The organism is Microbacterium sp. B35-04, assembly GCF_010634885.1.
GTDB lineage: Bacteria > Actinomycetota > Actinomycetes > Actinomycetales > Microbacteriaceae > Microbacterium.
This window is the reverse complement of the sequence record NZ_MWLP01000009.1, coordinates 12,843-25,028: the sequence shown is the minus strand read 5'-3', so window position 1 is coordinate 25,028 and position 12,186 is coordinate 12,843. Positions and strand designations below refer to the sequence as shown.

At 68.4% G+C, this 12,186-nt stretch carries 12 protein-coding genes; 11 read left to right on the top strand and 1 reads right to left on the bottom strand.

The genetic code is table 11. The features are described from left to right. Nucleotides 1-39 precede the first annotated feature (39 nt). The 5 genes from B1729_RS02620 (at nucleotide 40) to B1729_RS02600 (ending at nucleotide 4,584) form a co-directional block, all read left to right on the top strand. Nucleotides 40-1,077 carry a VOC family protein gene (locus B1729_RS02620; RefSeq protein ID WP_163630559.1) on the top strand — a complete coding sequence of 346 codons (1,038 nt, stop codon included), beginning with the start codon at nucleotides 40-42 and terminating at the stop codon, nucleotides 1,075-1,077. Nucleotides 1,078-1,146: 69 nt separating this feature from the next. After that, on the top strand, nucleotides 1,147-2,136 hold the full coding sequence (locus B1729_RS02615) for a fumarylacetoacetate hydrolase family protein (protein WP_163616899.1): 990 nt from the start codon (nucleotides 1,147-1,149) through the stop codon (nucleotides 2,134-2,136). A gap of 100 nt (nucleotides 2,137-2,236) precedes the next feature. Next, a complete protein-coding gene (locus B1729_RS02610; protein ID WP_163630524.1) occupies nucleotides 2,237-2,374 on the top strand; it encodes a hypothetical protein in 138 nt (45 codons plus the stop codon). A gap of 36 nt (nucleotides 2,375-2,410) precedes the next feature. Then, nucleotides 2,411-3,547, top strand: a complete 1,137-nt coding sequence (locus tag B1729_RS02605; protein WP_163630557.1) for an FAD-dependent oxidoreductase — start codon at nucleotides 2,411-2,413, stop codon at nucleotides 3,545-3,547. Further along, entirely contained in the window at nucleotides 3,544-4,584 is a 1,041-nt protein-coding gene (locus B1729_RS02600; RefSeq protein ID WP_163630555.1) for an amidohydrolase family protein, read from the top strand. The genes B1729_RS02605 and B1729_RS02600 overlap by 4 nt, the downstream gene beginning before the upstream one ends. A 58-nt stretch (nucleotides 4,585-4,642) precedes the next feature. Here the strand turns inward: B1729_RS02600 and B1729_RS02595 are convergent, their stop codons facing one another. Further along, nucleotides 4,643-5,590 (bottom strand): LysR family transcriptional regulator, encoded by a 948-nt coding sequence (locus B1729_RS02595; RefSeq protein WP_163630553.1) that lies wholly within the window; start codon nucleotides 5,588-5,590, stop codon nucleotides 4,643-4,645. A 137-nt stretch (nucleotides 5,591-5,727) separates the two neighbouring features. Between B1729_RS02595 and B1729_RS02590 the strand changes: the two genes are divergently transcribed. From B1729_RS02590 to B1729_RS02565, 6 genes are all read left to right on the top strand, one after another. Then, on the top strand, nucleotides 5,728-6,963 hold the full coding sequence (locus B1729_RS02590; RefSeq protein WP_163616903.1) for an MFS transporter: 1,236 nt from the start codon (nucleotides 5,728-5,730) through the stop codon (nucleotides 6,961-6,963). Then, a complete protein-coding gene (locus B1729_RS02585; protein ID WP_163630551.1) occupies nucleotides 6,960-7,856 on the top strand; it encodes an MBL fold metallo-hydrolase in 897 nt (298 codons plus the stop codon). The genes B1729_RS02590 and B1729_RS02585 overlap by 4 nt, the downstream gene beginning before the upstream one ends. Before the next feature lie 30 nt (nucleotides 7,857-7,886). Then, nucleotides 7,887-8,921 carry a fumarylacetoacetate hydrolase family protein gene (locus tag B1729_RS02580; RefSeq protein ID WP_163630549.1) on the top strand — a complete coding sequence of 345 codons (1,035 nt, stop codon included), beginning with the start codon at nucleotides 7,887-7,889 and terminating at the stop codon, nucleotides 8,919-8,921. A 108-nt stretch (nucleotides 8,922-9,029) separates the two neighbouring features. After that, nucleotides 9,030-9,656 carry a hypothetical protein gene (locus tag B1729_RS02575; protein WP_163630547.1) on the top strand — a complete coding sequence of 209 codons (627 nt, stop codon included), beginning with the start codon at nucleotides 9,030-9,032 and terminating at the stop codon, nucleotides 9,654-9,656. Nucleotides 9,657-9,658: 2 nt separating this feature from the next. After that, nucleotides 9,659-10,918: an amylo-alpha-1,6-glucosidase gene (locus B1729_RS02570; RefSeq protein ID WP_163630545.1), complete on the top strand. Its 1,260-nt coding sequence runs from the start codon at nucleotides 9,659-9,661 to the stop codon at nucleotides 10,916-10,918. Continuing rightward, on the top strand, nucleotides 10,918-12,054 hold the full coding sequence (locus B1729_RS02565; protein WP_163630543.1) for a glycosyltransferase family 4 protein: 1,137 nt from the start codon (nucleotides 10,918-10,920) through the stop codon (nucleotides 12,052-12,054). Before B1729_RS02570 ends, B1729_RS02565 begins: the two co-directional genes overlap by 1 nt. The last annotated feature ends 132 nt before the right edge of the window (nucleotides 12,055-12,186 follow it).

Genomic DNA, 12,186 nt, shown 5'->3' with positions numbered 1-12,186 from the left:
GTGGTCCAGGGAACACCGAAGTCGTTGAAGGGATCGAAGATGATCAAACTCCTGTCTCACCTGTCGTATGTGGCGATCACGTCGCCGGACGTCGAGGCATCCGTCGAGTTCTACAAGAACCAGGTCGGCCTCGTCGAGGTCGACCGCATCGACGGCGCCGTGTACCTGCGCTGCTGGGGCGACTACTACGCCTACTCGGTCGTGGTCGTGCCCGGCGACGAGCCGGCCCTCGACACGATGGCCTGGCGGACCTCGAGCGCCGAGGCGCTCGACGAGGCCGCCCGCCGGATCGAGGCCGCGGGGGTCGCAGGCGAGTGGCTCGACGACGTGCCCCACATCGGCCGCGCGTACCGCTTCACGGGCCCATGGGGTCACTCGATGACCCTCCACTGGGACGTCACCCGCCACCACGCCACCGACGCGAACGCGCTCGCGGGCGAGTCCGCCTCGATCTACCCCGACCGCCCGTCGCGGCGCAGCAAGGTCGCCGGCGCGCCGCGCCAGCTCGACCACGTCACGATCGCGTGCAGCGACGTCGACGCGTTCGCGGCCTGGTACAACGACGTGCTCGGCTTCCGCATCATGGCGCGCACGGTCCTCGACGAGGCCCCGATCTCGGTGTTCTCGGTGCTCACCACGAACGAGAAGTCGCACGACCTCGGCGTCGTGCTCGACGGCTCGAGCCGCGCCGGACGCATCAACCACTACGCCTTCTGGGTCGACACCCGTGAGGAGCTGCTCATCGCCGCCGACGTCCTGGGCGAGAACGGCTACCCGATCGAGTACGGCCCGTCGATCCACGGCATCGGCGAGCAGAACTTCCTGTACTACCGGGAGCCCTCGAGCCTGCGCATCGAGCTGAACACCGGCGGCTACCGCAACTACGTGCCGGACTGGGAGCCGAACACCTGGCGGCCGTCGCAGGGCTCGAACAACTTCTACCGCAACAGCACGATGCCGATGTCGATGACCGAGTCGTTCCCGCCCGCCGACGGACCGTCGGCGACCGAGGAGGGCGTGCCCGACGAGATCAAGGACGCGCTTTTGAACCCCTACGCCAAGCACGGCCAGGGCTGAGACCCGACCGGGGCGGCGCAGCAGAACGCGCCGCCCCGGTCGCACCATTCGATCCACCAGGAAGCAGACATGACGACGACGTCGACCGCACCCGAAGCCCCCTTCGCCCTCGCCCGCTACCGGGAGGAGGGTGGCGTGCGCCTGGGCCTCGTGGCCGGCGACCGCATCCGCCCGCTCGCCTCCGACGACCTCGGTGCGCCCGGACTGAACGCCTTCCTCGCCGCCCCCGACTGGGACCGGCTGGCGACGCTCGCGAAGAACGCCGAGGGCGGATGGATGCCGCTGGCCGACGTGACCCTGACGGCGCCGGTCGAGCCGCGACAGGTGCTGCAGACCGGTGCGAACTACCGGCAGCACGTGATCGAGCTGGTCGCGGCGGGGCTCACGAACAACAGCGATCGCACGCCCGAGGAGGCGCGTGAGTCCGCGGCGAAGATGATGGACGACCGTGCCGCGAACGGTGAGCCGTACTTCTTCATCGGCCTGCCCGCGTGCGTGGTCGGCGACGACGTGCCGCTCGCGCTGCCGGCCTACAGCGAGGTGCACGACTGGGAGCTCGAGCTCGCCGTCGTGATCGGCCGCGAGGCGTTCCGCGTCTCTCGCGAGGAGGCGCTCGACCATGTCGCGGGGTACACCATCGCCAACGACATCACCACGCGCGACCTCGTCTTCCGCAAGGACATGAAGGAGATCGGCACCGACTGGTACCGCGCGAAGAACGCGCCCGGCTTCCTGCCCACCGGACCCTTCCTCGTGCCGGCGCCGTTCGTCGACGGCTCGGACCTCGCCGTGCGGCTCGAACTCAACGGCGATGTGATGCAGGATGCCTCGACCAGCGACCTGCTGTTCGACATCCCGGCTCTCATCTCCGGCGCCTCGCAGACCATGCCCCTGCTGCCGGGCGACATCCTGCTCACCGGCAGCCCTGCCGGCAACGGCCAGCACTGGAAGCGGTTCCTGCGCGACGGCGATGTCATGACGGGCACCATCGCCGGTCTGGGCACCCAGGTGGTCCGCTGCGTCGCGGATCCCGTCGCCGATCCCGCGGCCGCCCGATGATGTCCCACTTTCTGCCCATCGTGTCCCGATTCCGATTGGTTCAGCCCACCGCAATCGATCGAAATCGGGACATGCTGACCGCAGGCACAAGAGGCTTCGCGTGAGCACGCCTTCCGAGCACCCCGCCGAGCTCGACCGCCGGAACCCCGAGGCTGAGATCGCCGCGCGCGCGGCGGCTCACCGGCGCACCCGCCGCGAGGGCTTCGGCTCGCCGATCCGCCCCGTGGCCATCCTCTGACCCGCACACCATCCTGAAGAACAGAGAGGTTCTGATATGACCGCCGTACGCAAGGTCGCCGTCATCGGCGCCGGAGTCACCGGCCTCGCCGCCGCCATCCAGCTCGCGAAGGCGGGCGTCGAGGTCGACGTCTTCGAGGCGAAGCCCGAGCTCAGTGCGCTCGGCTCCGGCATCTCGCTGCAGGGCAACGCCCTGCGGGTCTTCGACGCCCTGGGCGCGTGGGACGACATCCGCGCTGCCGGCTATCCCTTCGAGGGCCTCAACCTGCGCGCGCCCGGACCGGCTGCGCCGATCGTCGCCGAGCTCCCGGACGTCAAGACGGGCGGGCCGGATTATCCGGCGGCGATGGGGATGCCGCGGCCCGCCCTCGCGCAGATCCTGCTGGCCCATGCGGAGAAGGCCGGCGCCCACGTGCGCTTCGGCGTGAAGCTGACGGCGCTGGAGACCGGCCCCGGCGACAGCGTGAGCGTGGTCCTCGACGGCGAGAGCGCGGGGGAGTACGACCTCGTGATCGGCGCGGACGGTCTGCACTCGACGGTGCGGGAGCTCATCGGCATCGACGAGAAGCCGCAGCCGACCGGCATGGGCATCTGGCGCACCTTCGTCTCGCGCCCCGCCGACGTCGTGCGCAGCGAGCTGTACTACGGCGGCCCGGTCTACATCGCTGGCTACACGCCGACCGGCGACGACACGATGTACGCCTTCCTCGTCGAGAACGCGCAGGACCGCTTCGCCGTCTCGGACGAAGAAGCCACGCGCATCATGCTCGAGGAGTCGCGTGCGTATGGCGGGCCGTGGAACGCCATCCGCGCCGACCTCGAGAAGGGAGCGCGCGCGAACTACACCTGGTTCACCCAGCACATCGTGACCGAGCCGTGGAACCGCGGACGGGTGGTCATCATCGGGGATGCCGCGCACTCGTGCCCGCCGACGATCGCCCAGGGCGCGGCGCAGGGCCTCGAAGACGCCTTCGTGCTGACCGAGCTGCTCACCTCGCGCGACGCCGTGGACCAAGGGCTGTGGGACGAGTTCCACGCACGACGGCTGCCGCGTGCGACCGCGGTGGTGGAGGCATCCGTCCAGCTGGGCCAGTGGCAGATCGACGGCAACCGCGACGCGGACGCCGGCGGGCTGATCTTCGGCATCGCACAGAAGATGGCGCAGCCGGCATGAGCGCCGGCGAAGCCGGAGCGATCACCGGCACCGCGGTCACCGATGTCCACGCCCACCTTCTCCTGCCTGCGCTGCATGCGGAGGTGGAGCGGCGGGCGCCGGAGGGCGTGGCCGAGGCCGCCGACCTCGAGCGTCGCCGCAACGGCGTCGAGAGCCTGCAGGCCTCCGGGGCGATGGTCGGCGCGCGCATCCCGAAGCTCACCGACGTGAACGCACGGTTGGCCGCGATGGATGCGCAGGGCGTTGAGCGGCAGTGGGTCAGCGTATCCCCGAACCATTTCTACCCGTGGGCGCCTGAGGGTCTTGCGGTGTGGGTGGCCATGGAGACCAACCGCCTCATCGCCCAGCACGTCGCGCAGGCACCCGACCGGCTCACCGGGCTCGGAGTCGTGCCACTGCAGCATCCGTCGCGGATCGTCGAGTATCTCGACGACGCCGTGCTCGGGCGGGGGCTCGCCGGCGTCGAGATCTCGTCGTTCGCCGGCGACGTCGAACTGTCGGACGAACGACTCGAGCCGTTCTGGGCGCGTGCGGCCGAGCTCGGGTGCGTCGTGTTCCTGCACCCGTTCGGCTGCAGCCTCGACGAACGGCTCGACCGGTTCTACCTGTCGAACACCGTCGGCCAGCCCACCGAGAACGCCGTCGCGCTGTCGCACCTGATCTTCGCGGGCGTCCTCGACCGCCACCCGGGCCTCAAGATCGTCGCCGCGCACGGCGGCGGCTACCTGCCGTTCGCGATCGGCCGATCCGACCGCGCGTGGCGTGTGCGACCCGAGGCCCACGGCTGCGTGCACCAGCCGTCGAGCTACCTGAAGAAGCTCTGGTTCGACACCGTCGTGCACGACCCGGTCGCGCTCCGGCACCTGGTCGAGGTGGCCGGCGCGGGCCGCGTGCTGCTGGGAAGCGACTTCCCTTTCGACATGGGCCTGGACGACCCGGTCTCCTTCGTGCGCGGCGCCGGCCTGCCCGCCGAGCTCACCCAGCGCATCCTCGGCGGCAACGCCGACGCGCTCCTCGCGACCAAGGTGCCGGCATGAGGAACGCCCGGTGCACGGGCGGTTCCCGCGCAGGGGACGGCGGCGCCTGATCCGATCGTCAGGGTGTCATGCGGAGGCGCTTCGGCAGCGGTCCGCTGGGCTCGCGCGACAGCGTGGGGACGGTGCGCATCAGCGCCTCGCGCAGCCAGACGATGGCTGCGTCATCCTCGTCGCGGGGGTGCCAGTAGACGCACTCCCTCATCGGAATCGTGATTCCCTCGGGCAGCTCGAAGATCGCCAGGTGGAGGGTGCGCGACGCTTTCGCGGCCAGCATCCGAGGCACGAGGGCCACCATCTCGGTGCCCGACACGAGCAGCGGAAGCGAGGCGAGACCGAACAGCCGCGCGCCGACGATGTGATCGATGCCGGCTTTGCGGAGGACGTCCTGCATGTTGTCGTGGTCCGGGTCGTTCAGGTACGCGATGGCGTGCGGCAGCTCCGACAGGCGGGCGATGCTGGGCTCCGGAGCGGACAGCGCGGCGTTCCCGGGATCGGCGATGAGCACGAAGTCATCGGTGAACAGCACTTGGCTGTCTCCCGGGATGTTGAACCCGACCGGCCCGACGATGACGTCCAGCCGACTGTAGGGACTGAGCGTTCCGTCGCGCTCCGGCTGCGGAACGAAATCGACGGACGCGCGCGGGGCCATCTCCGAGAACGTCCGCAGCAGGGGCCCCGCAAGGATCGCCGTCATGTAGTCCGTCGCACCGATGACGAAGCGCCGCTCTGTCTGGGTGGGATCGAAGGACTCCTTCCGGTCGATCACCGGCTCCAGTTCGCGCACGGCGCGACTCACGGCCGGAAGCAGATCCCGCGCGAACGGCGTGAGCTGCATCGTGCGACCGGCGCGCACCAGCAGATCGTCGTCATAGTGCCGGCGCAGCCGGCCCAGCGCGGCCGATGTGGCGGGCTGGCTCAGATGCAGCCGCTCGGCGGCGCGCGTGACGTTCCGCTCTTCGAGCAGCGCCAGGAGCGGACGCAGCAGGTTCAGATCGAACGTCGCCAACGTCGCCTTCCTATCCATGGTGTGGATACCACGCATGCCCGATTGCAGATTGCATGAATACTACGCCGTTGAAACCATGGAACGTCGCACGCGGACGCGCGGCATCCGACTTCACCGTTGAAGGAAGCAGTACCCTCATGGCCGAGACCATCACGTCACCCAGCCCATCCCAGGCCAAGGCATCCGGCGAGTTCCGCCGCGGATGGCCGACGCTCGTGTTCAGCACGTTCGGCGCGGCGGTGGGCCTCAGCTCGCTGGGCTACATCCTGGGCACGATGGTCGTGCCGCTGCAGGCGGAGTTCGGCTGGGGGCGGGGCGAGATCAACCTCGCGTCCCTGATGAGCTCGCTCGGGCTGGCGGCAGCGCTCCCCTTCGTCGGCCGATTCCTCGACCGGTTCGGCGTCAAGCGCGTCGCGATCATCTCGATCCCGCTCTTCGTGCTCATGCTCGTCATGATCGGCCTGTTCACCACGAGCCTGGCGACCTTCCTCGCGTTCTACGCGCTCGCCGGCATCCTGGGCGCCGGAACCTCGGCCGTGACGTACTCCAAGGCCGTCGTCGAGAAGTTCGACCGTCGCCGCGGCATCGCGCTGGGCATCGTCGCCGGCGGGCTCGGCGCGGCCGGTCTGTTCCTGCCACCGCTCATGGGCATCGTGATCGCCGACAACGGCTGGCGCGCGGCCTACCTCACGATGGCGCTGCTCGGCGCGCTGCCGTTCGTCCTCGTGTTCTTCGCCCGCCTCAGCGCACCGGCAACCGTCGCGGCGGTGGACCGCTCCACACTGCCGGGACTCACGGTCGCGACCGCCCTGCGCAACCGGGCGTTCTGGAGCCTGTGCGTCGTCTTCTTCCTGCTCGGCTGGGCGCTGTTGACGATGGTGCCCCACTTCGTTCCGCTGCTGATCGACTCCGGAGTCGATCCGGTGCGGGCCGCGTTCCTGTCGTCGCTGGTCGGAGTGGGGACCGTCATCGCCCGGCCGCTGATCGGCTGGCTCTTCGACCGGTTCTACGCCACCTATGTCGCCGTCCCCCTCTTCCTCGCTGCCGCGCTGGGGTGCCTCCTCCTGCTGTGGGCCGGCCCGAGCTTCGCCCCGCTGACCGCGCTCCTCATCGGCATCGGATTCGGCGCCGAGATCGACCTCATGGGGTACCTCAGCTCGCGCTACTTCGGCCCGCGCGCCTTCGGCACCCTTTACAGCATCGTCTACAGCGTGTTCATGATCGGCAGCGCCTTCGGCCCGGTCACCGCCGGCTTCGCGTTCGATGCCACGGGCAGCTACGACATCCCCCTCATCACGGCCGCCAGCATGATGGTGGTCGCCACCGTCATCCTCCTGACGCTGCCGCGCTTCTCGAAGGAGACCGACGCATGACCGATGCCCCGCAGCTGCAGCGGCTCGCGGAAGGAGTCTGGGCGTACGTCCAGCCCGACGGCGGGTGGATGATCAACAACACCGGGCTGGTCGACGATCCGAGCGGTGCGACGAGCATCGACGTCGCCTCCACGGCCGCGAGGACGCGCGCGTACCTCGATGCGGCCGCACAGGTCGCGTCCTCGCCGATCCGGCGGGTGGTGCTCACCCACTCCCATCCGGATCACTGCAACGGCGCTTCGCTGCTGCCGGATGCCGAGATCGTCGCGCACCGCCGGGTCGCCGACGATCTGCGTGCGCCCCACCGGCTGGCACCGCACATCTTCACGCCGTTCGTACAGGGGGATGTCGCGCCACGGATCCCGACGCTCGTGTTCGACGACGCGCTGACGATCGCGCCCGAAGGGCGACGGATCGAGGTGCGGCATCCGGGCACGCCCGCGCACACCACGGGGGATTCGTACGTCTGGCTTCCCGCCGAGCGGGTGCTCTTCACCGGCGACCTGGTCTTCCACGGCGGCACCCCGTTCGCGCTGTCGGGATCGCCCGTGGGCTGGCTGCGCGCCCTCGAGCAGATGGCGTCGCTCAAGCCCGAGATCGTCGTGCCCGGCCACGGGCCGGTCGGCGGGCCGGAGCTGTTCGCTCCCGTCGCGGAATACCTCCGGTTCCTGATCGACGCCGCGGCCGATGCGCGCGTTCGCGGGCTCTCGCCGCTCGAGGCGGCGCGCACGCTCGATCTGGGCCGGTTCGCCGGACTCGCGGAGAAGGAGCGGATCGTGGGAAACCTCCATCGCGCGATCGCCGAAGCGGAGGGCGGGCAGCCCGACGTCCCCGCCGCCTGGCAGGACATGTACGAGTACAACGGCGCCCAGCCGCTGGAGTGCCATGCCTGATCCGCTCATCGCACGAGAGGAAGCGCCCGAATGAGAATCGCCCGCTGGAGTCACGACGGTGCCGTCGACGAGGGGTTCGTCGTGGACGATCGCGTCGTCGGCTTCCCGGACGGTCTGACCGTCGCCGGGATCCTCGCCGGGGGACTGGATGCCGCGCACGCGGCGTTCGCGCACGTCCAGGGCGACCTCGGCGCCTCGCTCGCCGAGGTGCGGCTGCTCGCGCCGCTGGTGCCGGCATCCGTCCGCGACTTCGTCGCCTTCGAGGAGCACGTCGAGGGTGTGAGCGCGGGGGTGGAAGGCAAGAGCCACGTCGCCGACGAGTGGTACGAGGCCCCCACGTTCTACTTCACGAACCCGCACACGATCCTCGGTCCCGGCGACGTGCTGCATCCACCGGTGACCCAGCGGCTTGATTTCGAGCTGGAGGTCGCGGTGGTCATCGGCGGTGCAGCGGGCGCTTCGACAAGCTCAGCGACCGGCGGGTCGGACGCGGCGACCGATGGCTCGGCGACCGGCTGGACCAACCTGACCGTCGAGGACGCGGCATCCGTCGTCTTCGGGTACACGATCATGAACGACTGGTCGGCCCGCGACCTGCAGGGCCGCGAGATGAAGGTGCGCCTCGGGCCCGCGAAGGGCAAGGACTTCGGGACCGCGCTCGGCCCGTGGATCGTCACGGCCGACGAGCTCGAGCCCTTCCTCGACGCCGACGGCTTCCTTGCGATCCGCGCCGAGGTCTACGTCAACGGCGAGCTCATCGGCGAAGACCTGGTGTCCAACGCCGGCTGGCCGTTCCCCGAGTTCGTCGCCTACGCGTCGCGCAATTCTCGCGTGGTGCCGGGCGACGTGCTGGGCAGCGGGACGGTTGGCAACGGCGGATGCCTCGGCGAGCTGTGGGGCCGCAACGGCGGGCTCGTGCCGCCGCCGCTGCAGCACGGCGACGAGGTGCGCATGGTCGTGGAGGGCATCGGGGAGCTCGTCGGCACGGTCGGTCCCGCGGTGCCGGCGCCCGCCGTCCCGCACGCGCGTCGGCGCTCACGTCTTCGGCGCCGCGAGGAACAATGACGCACCTGCCGGCGTTCACCGGCAGGGAGCGGGCTGAGGGGTGTGCACACGGTCCGGGACATCGGGTGCATCCTCGACGGACCTGACACTATCCGCTACATTGCCGATATGGGGAAGGAATCGGCCTCCGTCGAACCGCCTCCGGATGACACGACCTCGTTTCCCTCATCAGCCTCGGACCAGGCGCCCGATCCATCGGCCATGCTGCAGGTATCGCTGGCCGAGTTCTCAAAGCTGCGTGACGAGATTATCGCGCGAAGCAACACGGCGTGGACTTTACTCGGATTGAGCGCCACGGTTAGTACGGCGGTCGCCGGGTTCGTGCTGGCTCAGAAAGCGGATCCGCTTCTGCTCCTCCTGTTGCCGGTACTCACCCCTTCCTTGGGACTACTGTTCATCGACCACGCCATCAATATCGGGAACATCGGAACGTACATCGACGGCGTGCTGAAACCCATTGTCAGAGATGTCGCCCGCGAGAACCGATTGCTGAGTTATGAGGAATGGGTTGACAGGGCGGAAACCCGACCTGTCTGGCGCCTGCTCCCATTCGGGATCCCCCTGGTGGTGCTGTTCAATGCCGTGCCAATCGGTGCGCTCGTTTACACGGTCCAGTTCATGGGTACCACGGCGGCGTGGATGATATGGGGTCTGGGCGCGCTGATCACGGCGGTGCACCTGGGGTTCTGGACCGCCTTCCTGGTTCCCCCGCTGCGGCGAGCGGTGCAAGGGTAGTCATGAGGGGCGCTGACCTGATCCATGCCGGTATCGACGGGCTCGAGTCGCTCCAGACGCCGTATGGCTTCAACGCATCGGATGTGGAGACCGGTCACTACGCCGCGCTCTACGGGCGTGACAGCCTGTGGGTGGTGCTCTTGCTGTGCGAATCGGCGGAGCTCTCTTCCGATCCTCGATTGCGTGCGCTTCTCGAAGTATCGGGGCCGCGCGTGCTCGCAGCGCTCGCTGAACTCCAGGGCTCGACGACCGACGATTCGGTCGAAGAGCAGCCGGGTCGAATACCACACGAGTACCACCGGGTGCCCTCACCGCATGCGACCGCCATGGGCTTGCCGCTCGCTGGCGGGCGATCCTACGGCGGCTTCGACGAGACCTTCCTCTTCGTCCTGGCCTACGACGCATTTGTCCGCGCCTTTCCGGCACACGCAATCGCGGAGCAACTCTGGCCGCATGTGCGGCGCGCCTTGCGCTGGATCGACGACTACGCGGATCCCGACGGGGATGGTCTTTATGAGTACGCGCGCCGTCACCCCGAGAACTTACTGAACCAGGTGTGGAAGGACAGCTGGGATGCCGCAACCCACACTGGATTCGATGTTCCCGCGCAGCCGTTGGCCTGGCTGGAAGTGCAGGCATATGGGTATGCCGTGTTGAGCAGCGCCACTGCTTCGCGTGACCGGGCGCTGGCTGGTGCGTCGGATGATTGCGCCGAACGGGCGCGCGTGCTCGCCGAGAAGACGGATGAGCGGTATTGGTTGGGTCCTGAGCACGGCTACGCCATGGCTCTCGATGGAAGGAAGCAACCTGTCCGAATGGTTGCGTCCAATCCGGGGCACGCCCTGTGGGCGCGGATCGTCAAATCCGAACGAGCTGACCCGCTTATCGCGAGGATGCTGAAACCGGACCTGATGACACCGTACGGACTTCGCACGCTGAGCCGGGATTCCCCGTTCTATGCGCCTTTCGCCTACCATCGTGGCGCGGTGTGGCCGTTCGACAATGCTGTCTTCGCCTTGGGTCTGGCCAAGTATGGGCGCGAGCGAGATGCCCTCCGTGTGGCTGATGCGCTCACAGAGGCGATGTCACAACTCGGCAGTCCGATCGAAAGTTACGCGGTGCTCGATGCCAAGGACTTTGTCAGCCCCGACATCACTGGCCCTCAACTCTGCTGGCGGCATTGGCCGCCGCAGAATCGCGTCCAGGCCTTCAGCGCTGCCGCTCTCGTCGTCTTCGGCGTCTTACAGTCCGTGATGACCTGATGCAGATCCTGCAGATTCACTGGGCTTTCCCGCCGACGACCGGGGGAGTGGAGTCGCACGTAGCCGACCTGTCCATCGGATTGGCGCGCCGCGGTCACGACGTCACGGTTCTCACTGGAGAGCATGCCCCCCGTGCACATCCAGAACTGACAGTGCTGCGAAGCGACCTGCTTTCACTGGAGAGGATCCGTAGCTCGCCCGACACCAGCTTCTGGCCCAGGCCCGACTTGCTGAGCGAACTCGGCAGTATTCTCCGCCGGGTGGGTCCGGACGTCGTCCACGGCCACAACCTGCATCATTTCTCAGCAGGTCCAGCATTGGCCCTGGACCGTCTCCGTGCACAACATCGTTTCCCCGTGCACCACACCTTTCATGAGACGTGGCCGGACGTTCTGCACGACGAACCTGTCTACCGCGCGTGGGAGGGAAACTATGCCGTGTCGCGCCACGTCCGCGATGAATGCGCAAGACGCATCGGGTTCGCTCCCGAGCTCCGGCCGCTCGGTATCGACACGGCGCGCTTCCAGGCGAACCGACCGGTTCTGTCCGGCGCTGGCCTGCCGACTATCCTGCACCCGGCGCGCCTGCTCCCATGGAAAGGCGTTCATCTCAGCGTGCGAATGATCGGGGTGCTCGCAGAGCGAGGGATCCGGGCCAGGTTGATCATCACGGATACCGCCCGCATCGCCGACTGGGACGATGAACTGACAGCCTATCGAGCGGAAATCGTCGGAATGATCGAGCGCCTCGGCGTCGGAGACCTCGTGGAGCTGAGAGCAGTGGATTACTCGGCCATGCCCGCCCTGTACGAAGAGGCCGACGTCGTCGTTTACCCGACGGTGGCGGAAGAACCGTATGGACTCGTCCCGCTCGAGGGAATGAGCTGCCGTCGTCCCGTCGTGGCCAGCCGGTCCGGCGGCATCCCGGAGACTATCGTGGACGGGGTCACCGGCTGGATCGTCCCGCGCGATGACGTCGACGCCATGGCGACCCGGGTGACGCAGATGCTGGCGGATCCGGACGCGGCCAGACGCATGGGTGATGCGGGGCGCGAGCGCGTCGTCGAGCACTTCGAGTTGGAGCGATTCATCGACGCGATGGAGGACTCGTATCGGGAGAGCTTGATCGCGACCTGAGGATGGTGAAGAGGGGCAGCTGCCCGCCCGCCCTTCTCAGCCGTCCTACGCTCAGCGAGTAAGCGACCGGAGCGCCCAACGCGGGTGGGCGTCGGCACACGGCACAGGGCCGGATCGTCCACGGACGATCCG